Annotated in this window: 21 protein-coding genes; 8 read left to right on the top strand and 13 right to left on the bottom strand. The window is 64.0% G+C overall.

Annotated elements, in window-relative coordinates; genetic code table 11:
• Positions 1-196 precede the first annotated feature (196 nt).
• Together ACMGGG_RS07225 and zapE are read left to right on the top strand one after the other, a co-directional pair.
• Positions 197-439, top strand: coding sequence for a hypothetical protein (locus tag ACMGGG_RS07225; protein ID WP_063544167.1), 243 nt, complete (start codon positions 197-199; stop codon positions 437-439).
• A gap of 107 nt (positions 440-546) precedes the next feature.
• Positions 547-1,623 carry a cell division protein ZapE gene (zapE, locus tag ACMGGG_RS07220; protein ID WP_414155122.1) on the top strand — a complete coding sequence of 359 codons (1,077 nt, stop codon included), beginning with the start codon at positions 547-549 and terminating at the stop codon, positions 1,621-1,623.
• 30 nt (positions 1,624-1,653) lie between these two features.
• On the opposite strand, the gene ACMGGG_RS07215 is transcribed toward zapE, so the two are convergent.
• Positions 1,654-3,543, bottom strand: a complete 1,890-nt coding sequence (locus ACMGGG_RS07215) for a propionyl-CoA synthetase (protein ID WP_063544165.1) — start codon at positions 3,541-3,543, stop codon at positions 1,654-1,656.
• A 160-nt stretch (positions 3,544-3,703) separates the two neighbouring features.
• Between ACMGGG_RS07215 and ACMGGG_RS07210 the strand changes: the two genes are divergently transcribed.
• Positions 3,704-4,996 carry a protein kinase gene (locus ACMGGG_RS07210; protein ID WP_414155121.1) on the top strand — a complete coding sequence of 431 codons (1,293 nt, stop codon included), beginning with the start codon at positions 3,704-3,706 and terminating at the stop codon, positions 4,994-4,996.
• Positions 4,997-5,080: 84 nt separating this feature from the next.
• Positions 5,081-5,947: a LysR family transcriptional regulator gene (locus ACMGGG_RS07205; RefSeq protein WP_054894721.1), complete on the top strand. Its 867-nt coding sequence runs from the start codon at positions 5,081-5,083 to the stop codon at positions 5,945-5,947.
• On the opposite strand, the gene ACMGGG_RS07200 is transcribed toward ACMGGG_RS07205, so the two are convergent.
• The 5 genes from ACMGGG_RS07200 to ACMGGG_RS07180 form a co-directional block, all read right to left on the bottom strand.
• The gene (locus ACMGGG_RS07200) at positions 5,921-7,078 is read right to left on the bottom strand and encodes an HPP family protein (RefSeq protein WP_414155120.1); all 1,158 of its coding nucleotides are present in this window, start codon (positions 7,076-7,078) and stop codon (positions 5,921-5,923) included. The two genes, ACMGGG_RS07205 and ACMGGG_RS07200, sit on opposite strands and share 27 nt — an antisense overlap.
• 239 nt (positions 7,079-7,317) lie before the next feature.
• Positions 7,318-8,637 (bottom strand): sensor histidine kinase, encoded by a 1,320-nt coding sequence (locus ACMGGG_RS07195; RefSeq protein WP_054894719.1) that lies wholly within the window; start codon positions 8,635-8,637, stop codon positions 7,318-7,320.
• On the bottom strand, positions 8,634-9,305 hold the full coding sequence (locus ACMGGG_RS07190; protein ID WP_054894718.1) for a response regulator transcription factor: 672 nt from the start codon (positions 9,303-9,305) through the stop codon (positions 8,634-8,636). Before ACMGGG_RS07190 ends, ACMGGG_RS07195 begins: the two co-directional genes overlap by 4 nt.
• Positions 9,306-9,620, bottom strand: coding sequence for a PepSY domain-containing protein (locus tag ACMGGG_RS07185; protein ID WP_054894717.1), 315 nt, complete (start codon positions 9,618-9,620; stop codon positions 9,306-9,308). It lies immediately after the preceding gene.
• Positions 9,620-9,928 (bottom strand): PepSY domain-containing protein, encoded by a 309-nt coding sequence (locus tag ACMGGG_RS07180; RefSeq protein ID WP_054894716.1) that lies wholly within the window; start codon positions 9,926-9,928, stop codon positions 9,620-9,622. Before ACMGGG_RS07180 ends, ACMGGG_RS07185 begins: the two co-directional genes overlap by 1 nt.
• Before the next feature lie 167 nt (positions 9,929-10,095).
• Between ACMGGG_RS07180 and ACMGGG_RS07175 the strand changes: the two genes are divergently transcribed.
• Positions 10,096-11,175, top strand: coding sequence for a patatin-like phospholipase family protein (locus ACMGGG_RS07175; RefSeq protein ID WP_063544157.1), 1,080 nt, complete (start codon positions 10,096-10,098; stop codon positions 11,173-11,175).
• A gap of 53 nt (positions 11,176-11,228) precedes the next feature.
• Positions 11,229-11,585 carry a 6-carboxytetrahydropterin synthase QueD gene (gene queD, locus ACMGGG_RS07170; RefSeq protein WP_028634508.1) on the top strand — a complete coding sequence of 119 codons (357 nt, stop codon included), beginning with the start codon at positions 11,229-11,231 and terminating at the stop codon, positions 11,583-11,585.
• An 11-nt stretch (positions 11,586-11,596) separates the two neighbouring features.
• Here queD and ACMGGG_RS07165 read toward each other — a convergent pair whose 3' ends face one another.
• The gene (locus tag ACMGGG_RS07165; RefSeq protein WP_414155119.1) at positions 11,597-12,349 is read right to left on the bottom strand and encodes a hypothetical protein; all 753 of its coding nucleotides are present in this window, start codon (positions 12,347-12,349) and stop codon (positions 11,597-11,599) included.
• A 68-nt stretch (positions 12,350-12,417) separates the two neighbouring features.
• On the bottom strand, positions 12,418-12,885 hold the full coding sequence (locus ACMGGG_RS07160) for a DUF1289 domain-containing protein (protein ID WP_372821147.1): 468 nt from the start codon (positions 12,883-12,885) through the stop codon (positions 12,418-12,420).
• 407 nt (positions 12,886-13,292) lie between these two features.
• On the opposite strand from ACMGGG_RS07160, the gene acnB reads away from it, so the two are divergent.
• Positions 13,293-15,902, top strand: a complete 2,610-nt coding sequence (gene acnB / locus ACMGGG_RS07155) for a bifunctional aconitate hydratase 2/2-methylisocitrate dehydratase (RefSeq protein WP_063544151.1) — start codon at positions 13,293-13,295, stop codon at positions 15,900-15,902.
• Between the two features lie 262 nt (positions 15,903-16,164).
• On the opposite strand, the gene prpF is transcribed toward acnB, so the two are convergent.
• The 5 genes from prpF to ACMGGG_RS07130 form a co-directional block, all read right to left on the bottom strand.
• Positions 16,165-17,358: a 2-methylaconitate cis-trans isomerase PrpF gene (prpF, locus tag ACMGGG_RS07150; protein WP_054895455.1), complete on the bottom strand. Its 1,194-nt coding sequence runs from the start codon at positions 17,356-17,358 to the stop codon at positions 16,165-16,167.
• A 145-nt stretch (positions 17,359-17,503) separates the two neighbouring features.
• Entirely contained in the window at positions 17,504-20,092 is a 2,589-nt protein-coding gene (gene acnD, locus ACMGGG_RS07145; protein WP_125931744.1) for a Fe/S-dependent 2-methylisocitrate dehydratase AcnD, read from the bottom strand.
• 161 nt (positions 20,093-20,253) lie between these two features.
• Positions 20,254-21,381: a 2-methylcitrate synthase gene (gene prpC / locus ACMGGG_RS07140; RefSeq protein WP_414155118.1), complete on the bottom strand. Its 1,128-nt coding sequence runs from the start codon at positions 21,379-21,381 to the stop codon at positions 20,254-20,256.
• Between the two features lie 158 nt (positions 21,382-21,539).
• The gene (gene prpB / locus ACMGGG_RS07135) at positions 21,540-22,430 is read right to left on the bottom strand and encodes a methylisocitrate lyase (RefSeq protein WP_054895453.1); all 891 of its coding nucleotides are present in this window, start codon (positions 22,428-22,430) and stop codon (positions 21,540-21,542) included.
• On the bottom strand, positions 22,427-23,143 hold the full coding sequence (locus tag ACMGGG_RS07130; protein WP_054895452.1) for a GntR family transcriptional regulator: 717 nt from the start codon (positions 23,141-23,143) through the stop codon (positions 22,427-22,429). The genes prpB and ACMGGG_RS07130 overlap by 4 nt, the downstream gene beginning before the upstream one ends.
• 276 nt (positions 23,144-23,419) lie before the next feature.
• On the opposite strand from ACMGGG_RS07130, the gene ACMGGG_RS07125 reads away from it, so the two are divergent.
• Positions 23,420-23,956, top strand: coding sequence for an ATP-dependent zinc protease (locus ACMGGG_RS07125; protein WP_054895451.1), 537 nt, complete (start codon positions 23,420-23,422; stop codon positions 23,954-23,956).
• Positions 23,957-23,960: the final 4 nt, after the last annotated feature.

Below are 23,960 nucleotides of genomic sequence, written 5' to 3'. Positions count from 1 at the left end.
AATTGCCGGAAAACAGCAAGTTAGTGTCTTCTACTCTAAGGTGATCCAACCACACCCGTTGCCTTGGGCGCCACTCGTCCTTGAAAGGGTTGGCACAGGCAACCGTCTGTCGGTTTTTTTCCGCCTCGCTTCAACGCATGCGCCTTTACCCATTCCAAGCAAGTAACCACCGCTTGCGCATCACAAGGAGGGCGCCATGCCAGTTTCACACGACCTGTATCAGGACCTGCACTACCCACGCGAAATCGTTCAACAGCGACGTCAGCAGGACAAGACACTGGATCGCCTGCTGGACGACTACGTGGACCTCGACAACCAGGTGCTGGCTGCCGAGTCGATTTCAGCGGGCAACTTTGTGGACGAAGACCTGCGCCACCTCAAGGAAAAGCGCCTGGCCGTCAAGTTCATGATCGAACGGCAGCTGGAGCGCAAGGCCTGATCGGCGACCTATCGCGCCATGCGATCACTGTGGCGCACATTCTCGACTGGTCAAACGACGCAGGCTCGCGCAAGCTGCGTCTGCCCTCGTCATTCGGAGCCGTCGCCTTGTCCGCCTGGATTCAAAACCCCCTGCGCCACCTCGGCCAGCGCCTGCGTACCTGCCCCCCAATCGACACTACGCTGCTGACGCACTTCCAGGGCAAGGCCCGCGAATGCGGCTATACCCTGAGCGAAGGCCAACACCGGGTGATCGAGGCCATGGCCACGCAACTGGCCGCCCTCGAACAGGGCCAGGCACGCAGCCTGTACCTGCATGGCTCGGTCGGCCGAGGCAAGAGCTGGCTGCTCGACGGGTTCTTCCAGACCGTGCCGACCACAGCGAAACGCCGCCTGCACTTTCATGATTTCTTCGCCCGCCTGCACGAAGGCATGCACCGCCACCGCGCCCTGGACGATGCGCTGGGGGCCACCTTGGATGCGTTGCTCGGCGATTGCCAGGTGCTGTGCTTCGACGAATTCCACGTCCACGACATTGGCGATGCAATGCTGCTCACCCGCTTGTTCGGTGCACTGTTCGAGCGGGGTGTGTTCTTGCTGGTAACGTCCAACTACGCCCCGGAAGGGCTGCTGCCCAACCCGCTGTATCACGAGCGCTTCCTGCCGGTGATACGCCTGATCAACAGCCGCATGCAGGTGCTGGAGGTTGGCGGCGACACCGACTTTCGCAGCCTGCCGGCCAACCGCGAGCAACAGCGCTTCACCCAGGGCCACTATGTCTGGCCAGCCGATGCCACGCAGCGCCAGATCCTTGCCGTGCCCGCCGCACAGGCACTCACGCTGGAGGTGAATCGCCGTCCGCTGCGCGCGCTGCACAGCCATGAACGACAGGTGATGTTCGCCTTCGACGACTTGTGCGAACAGCCCACCGCGGTCATCGACTACCTGGCCCTGGCCGAACGTTTCGACCACTGGATCATCGATGGCCTGGATGATCTGTCAACCTGTTCACTGGCGGCGCAGCAGCGCTTCGTCAACCTGATCGATGTGCTGTACGACCAGGACAAATCGCTGCTGGTGCTGGGCAAGCGCAGCCTGGAGCAAAGCCTGGGCGGGGCGATCAACGACCTGATGCGCACCCGCAGCCGGCTGGGGCAACTTCAGCAGATGGGGCCTGCGGCCTGATGGGCCGCGCCTGCCGGTGACACCGCGGCCTTATCCCGCCCGCGGCAGGTCCGCCAGCACACCCTCTATCTCAGGCAGTACCGCCGGGTCATCCAGCGTGGACGGCGCCACGTAGTCCACGCCATCGGCAATCTTGCGCAGCACCGCACGCAGGATCTTGCCCGAGCGTGTCTTGGGCAGGCGCTTGACCAGACGCACTCGATTGAAACAAGCCAGCGCCCCGATCTGCTCGCGCACCTTGGCCACCAGTTCGGCCTGCAACTGTTGTTCGGCAATGCCCTGCCCGTCCTTGAGCACCACCAGCGCCAGCGGTACCTGGCCCTTGATCTCGTCGTGCACGCCGATCACCGCGCACTCGGCCACCGCGGGATGCTGCGCCACCAGGTCCTCCATCTCGCCGGTGGACAGCCGATGCCCGGAGACGTTGATCACATCATCGGTGCGCCCCATGATGTAGACGAAGCCATCATCGTCCAGGTATCCGCCGTCACCGGTGTGGTAATAGCCCGGATAGCTGTGCAGGTAGGCTTGCAGGTAGCGTGGGTGGTCGCCCCAGAGCGTCTGGCTGCAACCTGGCGGCAACGGCAAGGCGATCACGATGGCGCCCTGCTGGTTCGGTCCCAAGGGGCGCCCCTCATCGTCCAGCACCTGGACGTGATAGCCCGGCACCGCGCGATTGCTCGATCCCGGGCGCGCAGCGCTGCCCTCGAGCCCCACGCACGGCGCGGTAACCGGCCAGCCGGTCTCGGTCTGCCACCAATGATCGTGCACAGGTTTGCCACTGACCCGCTCCAGCCACTGGTGCGTGCTGGAGTCGAGTTTCTCGCCGGCAAGGAACAACTGACGCAGCGAACCCAGGTCATGACGGCGGATCAGTTCGCCGTCCGGATCTTCCTTGCGGATCGCACGCATGGCGGTCGGTGCGCAGAACAGTGCATTGACCTTATACTGCTCGACCACCCGCCAGTACGCCGAGGCATCCGGGGTGCGAATCGGCTTGCCTTCGTAGAACACCGTGGTGCAGCCGCTCATCAGCGGCCCGTAGACGATCAGCGAATGGCCGACCACCCAGCCCACGTCGGAAATCCCCCACCACACATCGCCCGCCTGCATACCGTAGACGTGACGCATGGCGTAGCACAGCGCGACCGCATTGCCGCCATTCTCACGCACGATGCCCTTGGGTTTTCCGGTGGTGCCGGAGGTGTACATGATGTACAGCGGGTCGCCTGCGTCGAGCTCGACCGGCGCCACCGGCTCGGCATCGGCCACCGCCGCCTGCCAGTCCAGGTCGCGCCCAGGCTGCAGCTGCGCGCGGGCCTGGGGACGTTGCAGCACCAGCACATGCCCAGGCTGGTGCCGGGCCAGTTGCAGGGCGCGATCGACCAACGGCTTGTATTCGATCACCCTGTCGAACTCCAGGCCACAGGACGCGGTGAGCAGCAGGGTCGGACGCGCATCGTCGATACGCAGGGCCAATTCGTTGGCGGCAAAACCGCCGAACACCACCGAGTGCACCGCGCCGATCCGCGCGCAGGCCAGCATGGCCATGGCTGCCTGCGGCACCATGGGCATGTAGATGATCACGCCATCACCCTTGCCCACGCCAAGCGCGCGCAGCAGACCGGCAAGGCGCGCGACCTCGTCGCGCAGTTGAAGGTAGGTGAAGGTCAGCGCAGCGCCCGTCACAGGCGAGTCGTAGATCAGCGCCAACTGCTCACCGCGGCCTTGCTCGATCTGATGGTCCAGGGCCAGGTAACTGCTGTTCAGGCGCCCGTCAGCAAACCAGCGGTGAGTGCCGTCCGGGTTGTCCTGCAGGGTGAGGGTGGGTTTGCGGTGCCAGGCGAGCTGCTCGGCCTGGGCTTGCCAGAAGCTGGCGGGATCGGTGATGGAATGCGCGTAGCTGTGCTGATAGGTCATTGGTTCGCAACCCGGTACTTGTTGTTATTGAAGGGCGAGCCTTGAGTATGGACCGGCATTGCGCCCCTGCCATCGGACTTAAGTCTCAACCCTTGTGCAGATTTGCAATGGCCTGGCGCAGCTCTAGAATGGCGCCCTTTCCAAGCCATAGGCACGCACCATGCACAGCCTCGAAGACCTCAAAGCCGGCCGACTCCAAGGCATCACCCGCCTTGACCTGTGCGAAGGCCTGACCTGTTTCCCGCCAGAGATCTTCACGCTCGCAGACACACTTGAGGTGCTGAACCTGACCGGCAACGCCCTCTGCGCATTGCCCGACGACCTGCACCGACTGACCCGGCTGAAAGTGCTGTTCTGCTCGGAAAACCGCTTCACCCACCTGCCCCACGGCATCGGCCGCTGCACGCGCCTGGAAACCGTGGGCTTCAAGAGCAACCGCATCAGCCAGGTCGATGCGCAGGCGCTGCCAGCCAGCCTGCGCTCGCTGGTACTGACCGACAACCTGCTCGAAACCCTGCCGCAACAGATTGGCGAGTGCACCCACCTGCAGAAGCTGATGCTCGCAGGCAACCGCCTGACCGACCTGCCCGAGAGCCTCGCCCGTTGCGAACGCCTGGAACTGCTGCGCGTCGCCAGCAATCGCCTGACGGCCCTGCCCGACTGGCTGCTGCACATGCCGCGCCTGGCATGGCTGGCCTATGCCGACAACCCGCTGCCCCAGGCGCTGCGGGCGCCCACGGTAGAGACCGCCGCCCAGCCTATCGACTGGGCGGATCTCACACTGGGCGAAGAGCTCGGCCGTGGTGCCTCGGGTGTGATTCACCTGGCGCATTGGCGCGCACAGCAGGCACCGGTAGCGGTCAAGCTGTACAAGGGCGAGATCACCAGCGATGGCTCGCCCCTGGCAGAGATGAGCGCCTGCCTGGCAGCGGGCGACCACCCGCAACTGGTGCGGCTGCTCGGGCGCATCGACAACCATCCCCAGCGTCGCCCTGCGCTGGTGATGCAACTGATCGATCCGAGCTGGTTCAACCTTGCAGGCCCACCGAGCCTGGACAGTTGCACCCGCGATCGCTACCCCGCAGAGCGCCACTTCAGCCTGGACGCTGTGCAGCACCTGCTGGCGGGTGTCGCTTCGGTGGCCGCGCACCTGCATGCACGGGGCCTGAACCATGGCGACCTGTATGCCCACAATATCCTCTGCGCAGCAGCCGGTGACTGCCTGCTCGGGGACTTCGGCGCGGCATCGTTCCACTCGCCGGCTGCAGGCGCGGCTGGCGAGGCCATCGAGCGCCTGGAGGTGCGCGCCTTCGGTATTCTCATCGACGAACTGCTGGACTGCTGCGAAGAAGACGACACCCGGCTACGCGCCCTGGCCGCGCACTGCCAGCAAGCGGATGTGCTGCGACGCCCAGCGTTCGCCAAGGTAATCGAGGCGCTGCGCAGCCATTGAGAGCACGGGGCCTTGGATCATTTACCTGCCCCAATCCGGTGCAAAGCCCCTAGAATGACGCACTGACCCACAGCCGAGCACCCAATGGACATCGATCAGGCCCGTACCTTTCTGGAAATCGTGCGCTGCGGCAGCCTGGTGGCCGCAGCCGAGCGCCTGTTCGTCTCACAGACTGCCATTTCGGCCCGAGTGCAGCGCCTGGAGCAACAACTCGGCTGTCAACTGTTCGTGCGCAGCCGCAACGGCGCCAGCTTGACCGGCGACGGCGAGGCCTTCGTCACCTACGCCAACCAACTGGTACACACCTGGGAAGCGGCACGCCGTGACCTGCCGCTGCCACAGGGCTGCCAGAAGGTCCTGCACCTGGGGGGCGAGGTGAGCCTGGGCAATCCGCTGATGCTCGATTGGGTCAGCGCACTGCATGGGGCCCTGCCCGATCATGCGATCCGCAGCGAAGTGAGCGACGGCGAAGCGTTGCTGCGCAAAGTGGAAATGGGCTTGCTGGATGCGGCGCTGGTCTATCAACCGACCTATGTCCCGGGGTTGCAAGTCGAACAGTTGATGGAAGAAAAGCTGATCCGCATCCGCCGCGTCGACCTGCCCGAGCCTTACATCTATGTCGACTGGGGCGAAGCCTTCCGACGCCAGCACGATGCGGCCCTGCCCCACTGCGCGCGGCCGGCGCTGAGCTTCAACCTCGGCCCCCTGGCGCTGCAGTTCATCCTCGACCAGGGCGGCAGCGGCTATTTCCGTACCCGTGTGGTGCAGGCCTATCTGGATAGCGGCGTGCTGGAGCGCGTGCCACAGGCGCCGGAGTTCACCTACCCGACGTTCCTGGTCTATGCCCGTGAACGTGACAGCGAGGCGCTGCAACAGGCGCTCGCGCTGCTGCGCCGTCAGGTGGCCGACGGCGCCAGCGACTGGTCACAACGCTGGGACCCGCTGGTCTGAGCGCTGCGTTGCAGCGTTGAGCAAATGACGTTTCAGGCCGGCGATAAGGTCGGTCTGGGTGATCACTCCAACCAGTCGCCCGTCGTCCAGCACCGGCAAGCAGTGCAATCCGTGCTCGCTGAGCAGCGGCAGGAGGCGCTCCAAGGGATACTCGCTACCCACGCTGACCACTTGGCGGCTCATGACCTGCGCCATGCGTGTCGACGGGCGACGGAACAGGCCTCGCCAACTGAAGCGCCCCCGGGCCATCGCCGGGCCAACCAGGTCGCTGAGGCTGACGATACCGACCAAACGCCCGTGCTCCAGCACCGGAAGCGTCTTCAGGTGATGGCCGGCGAGCATCTTCCAGGCCTGTTCCAGGGTCGTGTCCGGCGAGGCGAACTGTACGTCGCGGGACATCACCGCGGCCGCCGTGATCCCGCCCAGGCTGCGCTGCAGGGCGTGCTGCTCGGTGGCCAGGATGATACGTTCGAGTTCATCGCGGGTGACATCGACAAACTCCCCCAGCTCCTCCAGCGCCAGATCCAGGTCTTCTGCGCTGATGCCGACGCGTGCACCGGGCAGTGGGTCATGGGTGTGATGCGGGTCTTTGCGCGGTACGGCGCCCTTGGGATAACGCACCCCGGTCAGGCGGTTGTAGAGCACCGCCACGGCCACCAGAATCAATGCGTTGAGCAGCACTGGCTCGAGCAAATGGTCGCCCATCGCCACCAGCCCTGGGTCAGCCAGCACCACGCTGGCCGCCACACCGCCGCCCGGAGGGTGCAGGCAACGCAACCCGCACATCAGCAGCAGCGAGCCACCCAGGGCCGCTGCGGCCACCCAGAGCTCGCTGCCCAGGCCCTGGCGCATCGCCAATCCGAGGATCCCGGCCAGGGCATAGCTGCCGAGCACCGGCCAGGGCTGCGCCAGCGGGCCGGAATGCACGGCGAACACCAGTACCGCCGAGGCGGCCAACGGGCCAAGCAGGTGCAAGGCGACGGAGGGGCCGTACGCCATGCTGCACAGCCATCCGGCGAGGAACAGACCCAGCAGCGCGCCGACAGCGGCACGCAGCCACTCCCGCGGAGGAATATTCAAAGGCGCCGGTAACAGGCGCAGCAGACGGTTTTCAGAACGCGAGGCAGGCATCGAATCAAGCGCAATCGTATTGGAACAGTAAAAAGAAAGCCCAGCCGAGAGGGTCTGGGCCCTGCATTACCAAGGCAATGACAATGGACTCCGTCCGTGGAGAGATGGAAACCGGAGGGTTTCTTGGCGGGGATTGTGCCGAACGCACCGTTTTGGGGCCAATTCAAAAAACTGCGCCTGGACTGCAATTTTTTTGCTGGATCGGCCCTTGATCGATCACTCAAGGGACTAGAGGCGTGTCAGCGCCCCTTGCGTGGCAACTCGATGCTGACGCGCAGCCCTCCCAGCGGGCTCTCGAGCAAGGTGATCCGCCCTTCCCAGGCCTCGACGATGTCCCGCACGATGCCCAGCCCCAGGCCATGCCCGTCCACCTGCTCGTCGAGCCGCGAACCGCGCTCCAGCACCTGCTCCCGTGCCTCACCGGGAATTCCAGGCCCGTCGTCGTCGACCCAGAGCCGGTAACCCTCGGCAGTTGCCTCGATACCCAGGCGTACCTCGCTGTCAGCCCATTTGCAGGCGTTGTCCAGCAGGTTGCCCAGCAGCTCCAGCAGGTCCTCGCGGTCCCAGGGCAGCAACAACCCCGGTGGTACATCACGCGCCAGCAGCAGCCCCTCGCCATGGATCATGCCCAGCGTGGAGAGCAGGCCAGGCAGCTCCGCATCGCAGTCGAACTGCGCGCCTGGCAAGGCATCGCCCGCCAGGCGTGCGCGGTTCAGTTCACGGGCCAGGCGCTGCTGAATCTGCTCCAGTTGTTCGCGCAGTTGCGCCTGCACTTCAGGCAGATCGCGCAGGCGCTCGCTCGACGCCAGGCTCAGCAGCACCGCCAGAGGGGTCTTCAGGGCATGGCCGAGGTTACCCAGCGCGTTGCGTGAGCGACGCAGACTGTCTTCGGTGTGCGCCAGCAGGTGGTTGACCTGGTCCACCAGCGGTTGCAGTTCGCTGGGCACCTGGGCATCGAGTTGGGAGCGCTGCCCCTGTTGCAATTGGGCGATCTGCTGACGGGCGCGCTCAAGCGGACGCAACGAGCGGGTCACAGTGATGCGCTGCAGGACCAGGATCAACAGCAGCGCCAGCACACCCATGCCCAGGCCGATCTGCTGCAAGCGCCTGAACCCCTCGCGTACGGGTGAATAATCCTGAGCGACGCTGATCGAAATATCCTGACCCAGGCGCCGGTAATCTCCGCGATAGGCCAACAGTTGCTGGCCTTCCGGGCCTAGCTCATGGCCATCCTCCAGCCCCGGGCGCGCGAGCTTGGGCATGTCCAGGTCCCATAGCGAACGAGAGCGCCAGGTGCCCTGCTCGAAATCGATGCGAAAGTAATACCCTGAAAACGGCCTTTGATAGGCCGCCGAGATACGCCGCTCGTCCAGTTGCAGGCCGTTGGGGCCACGGACCAGTGCCACCAGCAGGTTCTCGCTCTCCTTGCGCAGCCCGGCTTCGAGATAGCGCTGCAACCCGGCCTCGAACAACCACAGGGTCACCTGCGCCACCGCCACGCCGACCACCACCAGCACGGCCACCAGGCCGAGGCTCAGGCGTGCCTGGATCGACTTCACCCGTTGCTGCTCCCGGCGTAGACATAGCCCTGGCCGCGACGGGTCTCGATCACGCTGCGGCCCAGCTTGCGCCGCAGGTGATTGACGTGCACCTCGAGCACGTTGGAGTCACGCTCGGTTTCCCCGTCGTAGAGATGCTCGGCCAAGTGGCTCTTGGACAGGACCTGCTGTGGGTGCAGCATGAAATAGCGCAGCAGGCGAAACTCGGCGGCGGTCAGTTGCACATCCACCCCCTCGCGCACGACGCACTGACGCCCTTCGTCCAGGTGCAGGCCCGCCGCCTCCAGGCGCGGCTGGTTGGCCAGGCCACGGGCACGGCGCAGCAGGGCCTGGATGCGCAGTTGCAGTTCTTCGGGGTGGAAGGGTTTGGTGAGGTAGTCGTCGGCCCCGGCCTTCAGCCCTTCGATGCGTTCGGCCCAGGAACCGCGAGCGGTGAGAATGAGCACGGGGATGGCCAGCGCAGCGGCACGCCACTGCGTCAGTACCTCCAACCCCGGCAGACCGGGCAGGCCGAGGTCGAGGATGATCAGGTCATAGGGCTCACTCTGCCCCTGGTAGACCGCGTCACGACCGTCGGCCAGCCAGTCCACGGCATAGCCCTGGCGTTGCAGGCTGGCGATCAATTCGTCGGCCAGAGGCACATTGTCCTCGACAAGCAACAGGCGCATTCAGTCGTCTTCCTCGTCCTTGATCAAAACGCCGGTACGGGCGTCGTACTTGATTTCACGCACCACACCGGCCGGGGTCAGCAGTTCGACCTCGTACTCGTAACGGCCGTGCTTCTCTTCCAGCTCGGCCTCCAGCAAACGCGCCCCGGGGTAGCGCCCCAGGGCTGCGTCGAGCAATTGCTCAAGCGGGAGGATGATGCCCTGCTGTCGCAGTTCCAGGGCTTCGTCCTGGTCCAGGTCGCGGGCGGTCGCCGGCGAGCAGGCGACCCATAATGCCAGTGCCAGACAGGGCACCGCTCGCGGCAGGGTGTTCATCAGTTGTCTCGTTCGTCCTTCAGCACTTCACCAGTCTTGGCGTCCAGGGCCACGTCCCATTCGACGTTCTGCGCATCGCGCAGTTCGACCTTGTAGACATAGCGGCCGTATTCATCTTCGAGCTCGGAATCGGTCACGGTCGAGCCGGGATGCTTGGCCACGGCGGCGGCCTTGAGCTCATCCAGAGACTTGATGGTCTTGGCATTGACCAGTTTGACCACTTCGTCGGGCTGCACGTCCTTGGCGAAGGCGGCAGTGGCACCGAAGGTCAGGGCAGCGGCGGTGAACAGGGCAGTCAACGTTTTCATAGGGTCTCTCCATCGAGGTGCGTATGTTGTCTACGGGGTTAAGATTAACCACCGGTCCTTAACTCAACCTGAAAACAGCTGGCGACATGATAGCGCCGTTCGCAGCCTCCGAGCGCCCGTCGAACCCCATTTGCCTATAATGCGTCCTTGCCCTTCAAGAGACAGCCATGAGCGCCATCCATATCAAGTATCCCGCCCTGACCTTCAAGGCCGGCCGACGCGCCCTGGCGCAGATCCGCGAGCGCGGCCTGCGGGCTGTCGATGTTGGGGTGCTGCCGGGGGCGGCCGGCGGCCCCAAGCCGCTGGGTATACAGGGCCTGGACCTGGCATTGTTCGGCCAGTTGCTGCCGTCGGCACCGCGGCAGCGCTCGCTGATCGGCGCCTCGATCGGCTCCTGGCGCTTTGCCAGCGCCTGCCTGGACGACCCCGTGGCCGGCCTGCGGCGCCTGGGCGAGCTGTATACCGAGCAGGATTTCGCCAAGGGGGTGACGCCCGCGCAGATCAGCCAGAGCTGCCAGCGCATGCTCGACGATCTGCTACAGGGCCGTGACGGCCAGATCCTGGCCAATCCGAACTATCGCCTGAATATCCTGGTGGTGAAGAGCCATGGCCAGCTTGCCCATGATCACCCCGCGCGGCTGGGCATGGGCCTGTCCTCGGTGATTGCCAGCAACCTGCTCGGGCGTTCGCGCCTGGCCCGTCACTTCGAACGCATCATCCTGCATGACGGCCGTAGCGCACCACCACTGGACGCATTGACCGACTTTCCCTCGCGCTGCCTGCCCCTGGACCTGGGCAACCTGCGACAGGCGCTGCTCGCGTCGGGCTCGATCCCGATGGTGATGGAGGGCGTGCGCGATATTCCCGGCGCTGGCAACGGCACCTACCGTGACGGCGGCCTGCTGGACTACCACCTCGACCTGCCCTATCGAGGCGACGACCTGGTGCTCTATCCGCACTTCACCGACAAGGTCGTGCCCGGCTGGTTCGACAAGGCCCTGCCCTGGCGTCGCGGCGATGCCACACGCCTGCACAATGTGCTGCTGATGACGCCATCGCCGCAGTACCTGGCCGCCCTGCCCTATGGCAAGCTGCCGGACCGCAACGACTTCAAGCGTTTCATGGGGGATGCGCCGACTCGCAAGCGCTATTGGTACAAGGCCATCGCCGAAAGCCAGCGCCTGGGCGACGAGCTGCTGGAACTGGTCGCCACCGGGCGGCTGCATGAACGGTTGCAAGCCTTGTAGCAAGCATGCTGGTAGACTGCGCGCATTCTTGATTCACACAGAGTTCTGCCAGCGTGGAAATTTTCAAAGAGTTCACCTTCGAGTCCGCTCACCGCCTGCCCCACGTCCCCGAAGGACACAAATGCGGTCGCCTGCACGGCCATTCGTTCAAGGTCGCCCTGCACCTGACTGGCCCGCTCGACCCGCACACCGGCTGGATCCGCGACTTCGCCGAGGTCAAGGCGATCTTCAAACCGATCTACGATCGCCTCGACCACAACTACCTGAACGACATTCCCGGCCTGGAAAACCCGACCAGCGAAGTGATCGCCAAGTGGATCTGGGAACAGGTCAAGCCGCTACTGCCGGAACTATCGAAAGTGCGTATCCACGAGACCTGCACCAGTGGTTGCGAATACACCGGCGACTGACCACTCGGCCGTCAGGGCTGTGGGTTGGGATGAGGCGGAACGCCAGACTGACTGACAATCAGCGTAAAGCCGCCGCGCTTGCCGATCTGGTCATTGAGGTAGGCGATATTCTCCACCTGACGCCTGACCTGGCGTCCCTTCGGGCTGTAGAGCGTCAGGTTCGGCAACACATCGTTGTCACGCAATGCTGCGGGGTTCAGGCCCGGAATATGCCACAGGGGCGTTCGCTGTGCAGATGTAAGGGTGTATAGCGGAGTGGTCAACTGAATCGGTGGGTCAATAGGCAGCTCGAACGAAGCCCCGATAGGGTCGTTGATCTGGACCCTGGCCGGCTCGTCCACGTTCACGCCCGCTGGCGAGTCGGCGCTATAGAACCCCAGGTAGCCGTTGCGACTGGTGTCGAGCCAGTAGTCGAGCTCGGGCCAGGCATGCGCGTTGCGCCCTTCGTAGGCGGGACGGATCTCGTACACATAGCCGTCGGCATGGCGGTAGACACCGAACCAGAAGCAGTCACTCACATAGCGTTTGTGTGCGTCCTTGCCGAACAAGCCTTCGAGCAGAAACGACTGGATCATCTCCTCGCCGTAGTCCCAACTGGTGATCAACCAGCCATCGTCTCCATTCCAGTCATCGAACTCGACCCAGAACGGCCGGAACATGTCACTGTCCTCTTTCCATTGGCCGACGGTAACAGGGCGATCATGAAGCTGCCATTGGCAACGCGCGTTGAAACTCAGCAGGGGTTGAAACTCGAGACTGGACATACGGCGCTCCTTGAAGTGAGGGAGCGTCAACGCTAAATAGTGCGAGCGCGGCGCAGCAGCCTGAAGCCTTACCCCAGCGACTGCTGCAGGAAAGCAGGCGCGATGTAGCGCTGGTAATGGGCCTCGGAAAGCAGGAAGAACTCCCGGTCGATGGCATCGCGCAACTGCGGCAGCTCCCATTCGCGGAACTCCGGCAGCAGGGCCATGCCGTAGGCTTCCAGGTCACGGATCATGCGGGCACCGCGGGCGATCAACTGGTAGGCCCAGCAGTATTCGGACTGGTGTGCAAGAAAGCGGATCGAGCGCTGTTCGAGCTGCTCGCGCAAACGGTCTTTGTCGAACACTTCAAGCTTGGCCATCATCACCTGCACCAGCAACTGCTCCAGGCGCAGCCAGACGGCACGCTTCTGCTCCTCGTCATAACCGTTCCAATTGATCACTTCATGGTGAAAGCGCTTGCAGCCACGGCAGACGGTGTCTCCGTAGACAGTTGAGCAAAGGCCGACGCAAGGGGTCTTGATGGACTGGTTGGACATGGAAAAACAACGGCTTGGCGGTGGAACACGGCGTCATGTTAGCCCTTTGTCTAACCGGGGTCACTCGTTAAAGTCATCGTCGGCAACTTACCTTCCGTGTTTTTTTGCCGTAGAATCATCCCGCCTTTTCAAGGCAACAATGTCCGTTGGAAGCTGTTTTCAAAGCGTCACGAGCACAGTTCATCCGGTAGAACGGTGTTGGCCCAGGCCATGCTCCCCGCATGGCCCGCGCCAACCCCTCATCAACGCTCCGTTCTACAGGCGTAAAACTTTGAAAGCAGCTTCTGTAAGGATTCTCTGCGACCCTGGCTGGACGGCTCAAAAAGCCGTGATCCGCGCATGGGTGCAGGGAATGCTGGATGAGCGTCCCGGACTCCCTTTAGGGACCACTGATGAGGGTAATAACTGTGCTTGAAGCCTACCGCAAACACATCGAAGAGCGTGCCGCCCTGGGTATCGTGCCCCAGCCGCTGAACGCCGAACAAACTGCAGGCCTGGTCGAGCTGCTGAAAAACCCGCCGGCCGGCGAAGAAGCCTTCCTCGTAGACCTGATCACCAATCGCGTTCCGCCAGGAGTCGACGAAGCTGCCTACGTCAAGGCCGCGTTCCTCTCCGCTGTCGCCAAGGGCGAAGCCAAGTCGCCACTGATCGACCGCAAGCACGCCACCGAGCTGCTGGGCACCATGCAGGGTGGCTACAACATCGAGACGCTGGTCGCGCTGCTGGACGACGCCGAACTGGGCGCCGTCGCGGGCGAACAGCTCAAGCACACCCTGCTGATGTTCGACGCCTTCCACGACGTGGCCGAAAAAGCCAAGGCCGGCAACGTGCACGCCAAGGCCGTCCTGGAGTCCTGGGCTGCCGGCGAGTGGTTCACCTCGCGCCCAGCCATCGCCGACAAGTACACCCTGACCGTATTCAAGGTGCCAGGCGAAACCAACACCGATGACCTGTCCCCTGCCCCGGACGCCTGGTCGCGCCCTGACATCCCACTGCACGCCCTGGCCATGCTGAAGATGGCCCGCGACGGCATCGAGCCTTCGCAGCCAGGTTCGGTCGGCCCACTGGCCCAGATCGAAGCAGTCAAGGCCAAGGGCTTCCCGGTTGCCTACGTCGGCGACGTGGTCGGTACCGGCTCCTCGCGTAAATCCGCCACCAACTCGGTGCTGTGGTTCTTCGGCGACGACATCCCGTACGTGCCGAACAAGCGCGCCGGTGGTTTCTGCTTCGGCACCAAGATCGCCCCGATCTTCTACAACACCATGGAAGACGCCGGCGCCCTGCCGATCGAATTCGACTGCACCAACCTGGCCATGGGCGATGTCATCGACGTCTACCCGTTCAAAGGTGAAGTCAAGCGTCACGACAGCGGCGAGCTGGTCACCACCTTCGAACTGAAAACCGAAGTGCTGCTGGACGAAGTCCGCGCTGGCGGCCGTATCCCGCTGATCGTCGGCCGTGGACTGACCGAAAAAGCCCGTGCCGAACTGGGCCTGGGTGCTTCGGACCTGTTCAAGAAGCCAGAACAGCCTGCCGACACCGGCAAGGGCTTCACCCTGGCACAGAAGATGGTCGGTCGCGCCTGCGGCCTGCCGGAAGGCCAAGGCGTACGCCCGGGTGCCTACTGCGAACCGAAGATGACCACCGTCGGCTCCCAGGACACCACCGGCCCGATGACCCGTGACGAGCTGAAGGACCTGGCATGCCTGGGCTTCTCCGCCGACCTGGTCATGCAGTCGTTCTGCCACACCGCCGCCTACCCGAAACCGATCGACGTCAACACCCACCACACCCTGCCGGATTTCATCCGCACCCGTGGCGGCGTGTCCCTGCGTCCAGGCGACGGCATCATCCACAGCTGGCTGAACCGCATGCTGCTGCCTGACACCGTCGGCACCGGTGGCGACTCGCACACCCGCTTCCCGATCGGCATCTCGTTCCCGGCCGGTTCCGGCCTGGTCGCCTTCGCCGCTGCCACCGGCGTCATGCCGCTGGACATGCCGGAGTCGGTGCTGGTGCGCTTCAAGGGCAAGCTGCAACCGGGCATCACCCTGCGTGACCTGGTCCACGCCATCCCTTATTACGCCATCCAGAAGGGCCTGCTGACCGTCGAGAAGAAAGGCAAGAAGAACGCCTTCTCCGGCCGCATCCTGGAAATCGAAGGCCTGGACGAGCTGACCGTCGAGCAGGCGTTCGAGCTGTCCGACGCCTCCGCCGAGCGCTCGGCTGCCGGTTGCACCATCAAGCTGCCGGAAAAGGCCATCGCCGAGTACCTGCAGTCGAACATCACCCTGCTGCGCTGGATGATCAGCGAAGGCTACGGCGACGCTCGCACCATGGAGCGCCGTGCACAGGCGATGGAAGCCTGGCTGGCCAACCCTGAGCTGCTGTCGGCCGACGCCGATGCTGAATACGCCGAGATCATCGAAATCGACCTGGCCGACGTCAAGGAGCCTGTGCTCTGTGCGCCGAACGACCCGGACGACGCCCGCCTGCTGTCGCAGGTACAAGGCGAGAAGATCGACGAAGTGTTCATCGGTTCGTGCATGACCAACATCGGTCACTTCCGCGCTGCCGGCAAGCTGCTGGACAAGGTCAAGGGCGGTATCCCGACCCGTCTGTGGCTGGCGCCGCCCACCAAGATGGACGCCCACCAGCTGACCGAGGAAGGCTACTACGGCATCTACGGCAAGGCTGGCGCGCGCATGGAAATGCCAGGCTGCTCGCTGTGCATGGGTAACCAGGCACGTGTGCAGACCGGTTCGACCGTGGTCTCCACCTCGACCCGTAACTTCCCGAACCGTCTGGGCGATGCCACCAACGTCTACCTGGCGTCGGCGGAGCTGGCTGCAGTCGCGTCGATCCTCGGCAAGCTGCCGACCGTCGAAGAGTACCTGCAGTACGCCAAGGATATTGACAGCATGGCTGCCGACGTCTACCGCTACCTGAGCTTCGATCAGATCGCCGAGTTCCGTGAAGCGGCGGCCAACGCCAAGATCCCGGTGGTTCAGGCGTAAGCTGAGCAGTCGGTTGTAAATGAAAAGCCCCGGTAGAAATACCGGGGCTTTTTCAATTCCGGACGGATCCCAGTAGGAGCGCAGGTCCCTGTGGGAGCGGGCTTGCCCGCGAAAGGAACACCGCGATGCATGGCACCGGCTACGCCGGTGATCGCGGGGCAAGTCGCAGCGGCGAACCGCCGCTCCCACCGGGATTGGGCAGGCCTCAGATTTTTGAGCAAGACAGTTGCTCCTACACGCAGGTGAGGCGCAGGCTGGAGGCCTAGAAGGCGTCGCCAGGCACCCTCACCCACCCTTCCATCAAGACCCGCGCACTGCGGCTCATGATGGCCTTGGTCACCGTCCACTCACCCTCCGCCTTCCGCGCCTCGGCGCCCACCCGCAACGTCCCGGACGGGTGACCGAAACGCACCGCGCTACGCTCTCCTCCACCGGCCGCCAGGTTCACCAGAGTGCCGGGAATCGCCGCCGCCGTGCCAATGGCCACCGCCGCCGTCCCCATCATCGCGTGATGCAACTTGCCCATGGATAGCGCCCGCACCACCAGATCGATATCGCTCGCCGCCACAGCCTTGCCGCTGGAAGCGGTATACGACGTAGCAGGCGCGACGAAAGCGACCTTCGGCGTGTGCTGGCGGCCGGCGGCCTGGTCGATGTGTTCGATCAGGCCCATACGCACAGCGCCATGGGCGCGGATGGTCTCGAAACGCGCCAGCGCGGCGGCATCGCCATTGATCGCATCCTGAAGCTCGGTTCCGGTGTAACCGATGTCGGCGGCATTGACGAAGATGGTCGGGATACCCGCATTGATCAGGGTCGCCTTGAACGTGCCGACACCTGGCACCTCGAGGTCGTCAACCAGGTTGCCGGTAGGGAACATCGCCCCGCCGCCCTCGCCGTCTTCATCGGCTGCAGGGTCGAGGAACTCCAGTTGCACTTCGGCCGCCGGGAAGGTCACGCCATCGAGCTCGAAGTCGCCGGTTTCCTGCACCTCACCCTCGGTGATCGGTACATGAGCAATGATGGTCTTGCCGATATTGGCCTGCCAGATGCGCACGGTCGCCATGCCGTTGCGCGGGATGCGTGCCGGGTCCACCAGGCCACTGGCGATGGCGAACGAACCTACGGCCGCCGAGAGGTTGCCGCAGTTGCCACTCCAGTCGACGAACGCCTTGTCGATGGCGACCTGGCCGAACAGGTAGTCGACATCGTGATCGGCCTTGCTGCTTGGCGAAAGAATCACGGTCTTGCTGGTGCTGGAGGTCGCACCGCCCATGCCGTCGATCTGCTTGGCGTAGGGGTCGGGACTGCCGATCACTCGCAACAGCAAGGCATCGCGCGCAGGGCCTGGCACCTGGGCGCGCTCGGGAAGGTCTTGCAGGCGGAAGAACACGCCCTTGCTGGTGCCACCACGGATGTAGGTGGCGGGGATTTTCACTTGCGCTACAGATGCCATGAGCACTCATCCTTCAAGGCCCCACACCCCCCCTGTGGGAGCGGGCTTGCCCCGCGATGGCGTCAGAACAGACAGCGATATTGCTCCTGCTGACGCAATCGCGGGACTAGCCCGCTCCTACAGAGTAAAGGCAGGGTTCAGGTCATTAGGCCGTCGCTTCGAGGAAGTCCTGGGCAAAGCGCTGCAGCACCCCGCCCGCCTCGTAGATCGACACTTCTTCAGCGGTGTCCAGACGGCAGGTCACCGGCACTTCGACACGCTCGCCATCGCGGCGGGTCACCACCAGCGTCAGGGTTGCGCGCGGCGTGCGCGCACCGACCACATCGTAGGTCTCGCTGCCGTCCAGGCCCAGGGTCACGCGCGTTGTGCCCGGCTGGAACTCCAGCGGCAACACACCCATGCCGATCAGGTTGGTGCGATGGATGCGCTCGAAGCCTTCGGCGACAATCGCCTCGACGCCCGCCAGACGCACGCCCTTGGCCGCCCAGTCCCGCGACGAGCCCTGGCCGTAGTCAGCACCGGCGACAATGATCAGCGGCTGCTTGCGCGCCATGTAGGTCTCGATCGCCTCCCACATGCGCGTCACCTTGCCCTCCGGCTCGATACGCGCCAGCGAGCCCTGCTTCACGCTGCCGTCTTCCTTGCGCACCATCTCGTTGAAGAGCTTGGGGTTGGCGAAGGTTGCGCGCTGCGCGGTAAGGTGGTCGCCGCGGTGGGTGGCGTAGGAGTTGAAGTCCTCCTCCGGCAGGCCCATCTTGGCCAGGTACTCGCCCGCCGCGCTGTCGAGCATGATGGCGTTCGACGGCGACAGGTGGTCGGTGGTGATGTTGTCGGGCAGCACCGCCAGCGGACGCATGCCGCGCAGGGTGCGCTCACCGGCCAGGGCGCCTTCCCAGTAAGGGGGACGACGAATATAGGTGCTCATCGGGCGCCATTCGTACAACGGCGCAACCTTCGGCCCCTTGTCTTCCTCGATGGTGAACATCGGGATATACACTTGGCGGAACTGCTCGGGCTTGACCGAAGCACGCACCACGGCATCGATCTCTTCGTCGCTTGGCCAGATATCCTTCAGGCGGATTTCCTTGCCGTCGACCACGCCCAGCACATCCTTCTCGATATCGAAGCGGATGGTGCCGGCGATGGCATAGGCCACCACCAGCGGCGGCGACGCCAGGAACGCCTGCTTGGCGTAGGGATGGATACGCCCGTCGAAGTTGCGGTTGCCCGAGAGCACTGCCGTGGCATAGAGATCACGGTCAATGATCTCCTGCTGGATCACCGGGTCCAGTGCGCCGGACATGCCGTTGCAGGTGGTGCAGGCGAAGGCGACGATACCAAAGCCCAACTGCTCGAGCTCCTGTTCCAGGCCGGCCTCTTTCAGATACAGCTGTACCGCCTTGGAGCCCGGCGCCAGCGAGGACTTGACCCAGGGTTTGCGCACCAGGCCGAGCCGGTTGGCGTTGCGCGCCAGCAGGCCGGCGGCGATGACGTTGCGCGGGTTGCTGGTGTTGGTGCAACTGGTGATGGCGGCGATGATCACCGCACCATCGGGCATCTGCCCCGGCACTTCTTCCCAAGCCCCGGCAATGCCCTTTGCCGCCAGGTCGCTGGTAGCCACGCGGGCGTGCGGGTTGGACGGGCCGGCCATGTTGCGCACCACACTCGACAGGTCGAAGGTCAGCGTGCGCTCGTATTCGGCCTTGGCCAGGCTGTCGGCCCACAAGCCGGCGACCTTGGCGTAGGTCTCGACCAGTTGCACCTGCTGGTCGTCACGACCGGTCAGGCGCAGGTAGTCGATAGTCTGCTGGTCGATGGCGAACATCGCCGCAGTGGCGCCGTATTCAGGCGCCATGTTGGAAATGGTGGCACGGTCGCCCAGGGTCAGCGCCCGGGCACCCTCGCCATGGAATTCGAGGTAGGCACCAACCACTTTCTGCTTGCGCAGGAACTCGGTCAGAGCCAGTACCAGGTCGGTAGCGGTGATGTTCGGTGCCAGTCGACCGGTCAGCTCGACGCCGACGATTTCCGGCAGGCGCATCCACGAAGCGCGACCGAGCATGACGTTCTCGGCCTCAAGGCCACCCACGCCGATGGCGATCACGCCCAGGGCGTCCACATGCGGCGTGTGACTGTCGGTGCCGACGCAAGTGTCCGGGTACGCCACGCCGTGATCGCTGTGGATCACTGGCGACATCTTCTCCAGGTTGATCTGGTGCATGATGCCGTTGCCCGGCTGGATCACGTCGACGTTCTTGAACGCCTGCTTGGTCCAGTTGATGAAGTGGAAACGGTCTTCGTTGCGACGGTCTTCGATGGCGCGGTTCTTCTCGAATGCTTGCGGATCGAAACCGCCGCACTCCACGGCCAGCGAGTGGTCGACGATCAATTGCACCGGCACCACTGGATTGACCTGCGCTGGATCGCCACCCTTGTCGGCGATGGCATCGCGCAGGCCCGCCAGGTCGACCAGGGCGGTCTGGCCGAGAATGTCGTGGCACACCACGCGCGCCGGGAACCAAGGGAAGTCGAGGTCGCGCTTGCGCTCGATCAATTGTCCGAGCGAGGCGTCCAGGGTGGCCGGATCGCAGCGGCGTACCAGGTTTTCGGCGAGCACGCGGGAGGTATAGGGAAGGCCGTCGTAGGCGCCGGGCTTGATCGCCTCGACCGCCGCGCGGGTGTCGAAGTAGTCCAGGGCGGTGCCTGGCAGGTTCTTGCGGTATGCGGTGTTCATCATGGAATCAGGCTCGTTCACAGAATTCGGAAGGTTTCACCGCCCCTGTGGGAGCGGGCTTGCCCGCGAATGCGTCAGCAGGTGCGCAGCGGTTGCCCGAACGGACGCATTCGCGGGCAAGCCCGCTCCCACAGGGAAACGGGTTGCCTCTCTATATCTACTCAGCGCTTGTCGATCGGCACGAACTGGCGCTGCTCGACGCCGGTGTACTCGGCGCTCGGACGAATGATGCGGTTGTTGGCGCGCTGCTCGAACACGTGCGCCGCCCAGCCGGTCAGGCGCGAGCAGACGAAGATCGGGGTGAACAGCTTGGTCGGGATGCCCATGAAGTGGTACGCCGAGGCATGGTAGAAATCGGCGTTGGGGAACAAGCGCTTCTGCTCCCACATGGTCTTGTCGATGGCCTCGGATACCGGGTACAGGACCTTGTCGCCCACCTCGTCGGCCAACTGCTTCGACCAGCCCTTGATCACCTCGTTGCGCGGGTCGGACTCTTTGTAGATGGCGTGGCCGAAGCCCATGATCTTGTCCTTGCGCTCGAGCATGCGCAGCAGCTCGGCGGTCGCCTCCTGCGGACTCTGGAAGCGCTCGATCAGCTCCATCGCCGCCTCGTTGGCACCACCGTGCAACGGGCCGCGCAGCGAGCCGATGGCGGCCGTGACGCAGGAGTACAGGTCCGACAGGGTCGAGGCACAGACCCGTGCAGTGAAGGTCGAGGCGTTGAATTCGTGCTCGGCGTAAAGGATCAGCGAGACGTTCATCACCTTCACGTGCAGCTCGCTCGGCTTCTTGCCGTGCAGCAGGTGCAGGAAGTGGCCACCGAGGGTGTCCTCGTCGCTGCTGCAGTCGATGCGCACGCCGTGGTGGGTGAAGCGGTACCAGTAGCACATCACCGCCGGGAACAGTGCCAGCAGGCGATCGGTCTTGTCGCGCTGGGCCTCGAAGGTCAGCTCCGGCTCCAGGGTTCCGAGCACTGAGCAGCCTGTGCGCATCACGTCCATCGGATGGGCGTCGCGCGGGATGCGCTCGAGCACTTCCTTGAGCGCTTGCGGCAGGTCGCGCAGGCCCTTGAGCTTGTGTTTGTAGTCATCCAGCTCGGCCTGGTTTGGCAGCTCACCATAGAGCAGCAGGTAGGCGACTTCCTCGAACTCGGCACCAGCGGCCAGGTCGCGCACGTCGTAGCCACGATAGGTCAGGCCGGCACCGGCCTGGCCCACGGTCGACAGCGCGGTCTGCCCGGCCACCTGGCCACGCAGGCCGGCACCACTGAGTACTTTTGCTTCGGCCATGGTGTTTCTCCTTTCTTGAATTTGTTATGAAGTCTTTCTGGCTAATCTGCAGCGATCGCACCGGCCCCATCGCGGGACAAGCCCGCTCCCACAGAGGAGTGCCTGACCCTTGTGGGAGCGGGCTTGCCCCGCGATGGGGCCGATACCGCCGGCATGGCTTACCCTTTCTTCTGCGCAAACAGCGCATCGAGGCTCTGCTCGAACGCGTGATAACCAATGGCATCGTAGAGCTCCATGCGGGTCTGCATGGTGTCGATCACATTCTTCTGCGTACCGTCGCGGCGCAGGGCGGCGTAGACGTTCTCGGCAGCCTTGTTCATGGCGCGAAACGCCGACAGTGGGTACAGCACCAGCGATACATCGACCGACGCCAGCTCGTCGGTGGTGTACAGCGGCGTGGCACCGAACTCGGTGATATTGGCCAGGATCGGCGCCTTCACCCGGTCGGCGAAGGTCTTGTACATCTGCAGCTCGGTGATGGCTTCGGGGAAGATCATGTCGGCGCCGGCCTCGATGCACGCCTCGGCACGGTCCAATGCCGCATTCAAGCCTTCCACTGCCAGGGCGTCGGTACGCGCCATGATCACGAAGCTGTCGTCAGTGCGCGCATCCACCGCTGCCTTGATCCGGTCGACCATCTCCTGCTGCGAGACGATCTCCTTGTTCGGCCGATGACCACAGCGCTTGGCGCCGACCTGGTCCTCGATGTGAATGGCCGCGGCGCCGAACTTGCACATCGAGCGCACCGTGCGGGCGACGTTGAACGCCGAGGCACCAAAGCCGGTGTCGACATCCACCAGCAGCGGCAGGTCGCACACATCGGTGATCCGGCGAACATCGGTCAGCACGTCGTCCAGCCCGCTGATGCCCAGGTCCGGCAGCCCCAGGGAGCCGGCAGCGACCCCGCCACCGGACAGGTAGATGGCCTTGAACCCGGCGCGCTTGGCCAGCAGCGCATGGTTGGCGTTGATGGCTCCGACTACCTGCAGCGGATGCTCGGCGGCTACGGCGTCGCGAAAACGCTGACCGGGGGTGCTCTTCACAGTCATGACTCACCTCGTGGGCTGTTGTTGTGGGCGTCCTGGTAGTGACGCTCGATATTGCGCTTGGACGCACCGATATGGCGGCGCATCAGGAGTTCGGCCAGCTCGCCGTCACGGTCGGCGATGGCATCGAGTATGCGGTGGTGTTCGGCGAAAGCCTGGCGCGGACGGTTGGGGGTGGCCGAGAACTGGATGCGGTACATGCGCACCAGCTGGTACAGCTCGCCGCACAGCATCTTGACCAGGGTCTGGTTGCCGCTGCCCTGGATGATCCGATAGTGGAAGTCGAAATCGCCTTCCTGTTGGTAGTAGCCAAGCCCGGCCTGGAATGCCGCATCGCGCTCGTGGGTATCGAGCACTTGGCGCAGTTCGTCGATCTGGGCCACGCTCATGCGTTCAGCGGCGAGCCTGCAGGCCATGCCTTCGAGCGATTCGCGGATTTCGTACAGCTCGATCAGCTCGGCATGGTTGAGCGATACCACCCGTGCACCGACATGCGGCACACGCACCAGCAGGCGCTGGCCCTCCAGTCGATGAATGGCCTCGCGCAGCGGACCGCGGCTGATGCCGTAGGTGCGGGCCAGCTCCGGCTCGGAAATCTTGCTGCCCGGGGCGATATCCCCCTTCACGATGGCCGCCTGGATGCGCCGAAAGACATTCTCTGAAAGCGTTTCGGAATCATCTGCAACCGGTGCGAGGGCCTGGGGGGCTTCCAGCATGATTGTCGACACCTTGTAAGTTGATAGCGCCAAAACTAGCCAAATAAAGGTGCGCAGTCAAAGACAAAAACAACATTGTCGACAATTGTCTAATAACGAACTTACCCCACGCTGCCGCGGTCAGATCGCAGCGCGCTGGCGTCAAGACGTCGGCGTGATAGAATGCCGCGCTTCCCAAGGATTACGGATAGTGTGCCTGTCATCATTTCATGCTGTTGACAGATGAACGAGGCGCTTGCGCCCTGCCCCGAACACAGACAGCACCGCGCCAGGACTATGAGACCCACGTTTTATTCACTGTTGTTCAGCCTCGCCTTGCTGCCGGCGCTTGGCCATGCGGCCGAAAAGACCGTGTACGGCCTGAACGAGTACGCCCGCCTGGGCGATCTTGACCTTGAAGTGGCCGCCAAGCTCGACACCGGCGCCAAGACCGCCTCGCTCAGCGCGCGCGACATCAAGCGCTTCAAGCGCGACGGCGAAAGCTGGGTGCGTTTCTACCTGGCCATCGACGCCGCCCACAAGCACCCCATCGAACGCCCACTGGCCCGCGTGAGCAAGATCAAGCGGCGCGCCGGTGACTACAATCCGGACGAAGGCAAGGCCTACACCGCCCGCCCGGTGATCGAACTGAACATCTGCATGGGCCAGGCCCTGCGCACCATCGAAGTCAATCTTACCGACCGCAGCGCCTTCCAGTTCCCGCTGCTGATCGGCTCCGAGGCACTCAAGCACTTCGACGCGCTGGTCGACCCCAGCCTCAAATACGCGGCCGGCAAACCTGCCTGTGCCACCGAAGCTCCCAAAGTAGAGTAATTCC

It is taken from the genome of Pseudomonas sp. BNK-44-b (assembly GCF_047456245.1).
Lineage (GTDB): Bacteria > Pseudomonadota > Gammaproteobacteria > Pseudomonadales > Pseudomonadaceae > Aquipseudomonas > Aquipseudomonas machongensis.
Note: the sequence above shows the minus strand (reverse complement) of the source record. Positions and strands in the feature narration are given on the sequence as shown.

Excerpts from the sequence above, each read along its gene's own strand:
- prpC (WP_414155118.1), bottom strand. The coding sequence starts at position 21,381 with ATGGCCGAAGCAAAAGTACTCAGTGGTGCCGGCCTGCGTGGCCAGGTG.
- ACMGGG_RS07175 (WP_063544157.1), top strand. The coding sequence starts at position 10,096 with ATGAGCGCCATCCATATCAAGTATCCCGCCCTGACCTTCAAGGCCGGC.
- ACMGGG_RS07125 (WP_054895451.1), top strand. The coding sequence starts at position 23,420 with ATGAGACCCACGTTTTATTCACTGTTGTTCAGCCTCGCCTTGCTGCCG.
- prpB (WP_054895453.1), bottom strand. The coding sequence starts at position 22,430 with ATGACTGTGAAGAGCACCCCCGGTCAGCGTTTTCGCGACGCCGTAGCC.
- ACMGGG_RS07205 (WP_054894721.1), top strand. The coding sequence starts at position 5,081 with ATGGACATCGATCAGGCCCGTACCTTTCTGGAAATCGTGCGCTGCGGC.
- prpF (WP_054895455.1), bottom strand. The coding sequence starts at position 17,358 with ATGGCATCTGTAGCGCAAGTGAAAATCCCCGCCACCTACATCCGTGGT.
- ACMGGG_RS07160 (WP_372821147.1), bottom strand. The coding sequence starts at position 12,885 with ATGTCCAACCAGTCCATCAAGACCCCTTGCGTCGGCCTTTGCTCAACT.
- ACMGGG_RS07225 (WP_063544167.1), top strand. The coding sequence starts at position 197 with ATGCCAGTTTCACACGACCTGTATCAGGACCTGCACTACCCACGCGAA.
- ACMGGG_RS07130 (WP_054895452.1), bottom strand. The coding sequence starts at position 23,143 with ATGCTGGAAGCCCCCCAGGCCCTCGCACCGGTTGCAGATGATTCCGAA.
- ACMGGG_RS07185 (WP_054894717.1), bottom strand. The coding sequence starts at position 9,620 with ATGAACACCCTGCCGCGAGCGGTGCCCTGTCTGGCACTGGCATTATGG.
- ACMGGG_RS07210 (WP_414155121.1), top strand. The coding sequence starts at position 3,704 with ATGCACAGCCTCGAAGACCTCAAAGCCGGCCGACTCCAAGGCATCACC.
- ACMGGG_RS07190 (WP_054894718.1), bottom strand. The coding sequence starts at position 9,305 with ATGCGCCTGTTGCTTGTCGAGGACAATGTGCCTCTGGCCGACGAATTG.
- ACMGGG_RS07165 (WP_414155119.1), bottom strand. The coding sequence starts at position 12,349 with ATGTCCAGTCTCGAGTTTCAACCCCTGCTGAGTTTCAACGCGCGTTGC.
- ACMGGG_RS07200 (WP_414155120.1), bottom strand. The coding sequence starts at position 7,078 with ATGCCTGCCTCGCGTTCTGAAAACCGTCTGCTGCGCCTGTTACCGGCG.
- ACMGGG_RS07215 (WP_063544165.1), bottom strand. The coding sequence starts at position 3,543 with ATGACCTATCAGCACAGCTACGCGCATTCCATCACCGATCCCGCCAGC.
- acnD (WP_125931744.1), bottom strand. The coding sequence starts at position 20,092 with ATGAACACCGCATACCGCAAGAACCTGCCAGGCACCGCCCTGGACTAC.
- ACMGGG_RS07180 (WP_054894716.1), bottom strand. The coding sequence starts at position 9,928 with ATGAAAACGTTGACTGCCCTGTTCACCGCCGCTGCCCTGACCTTCGGT.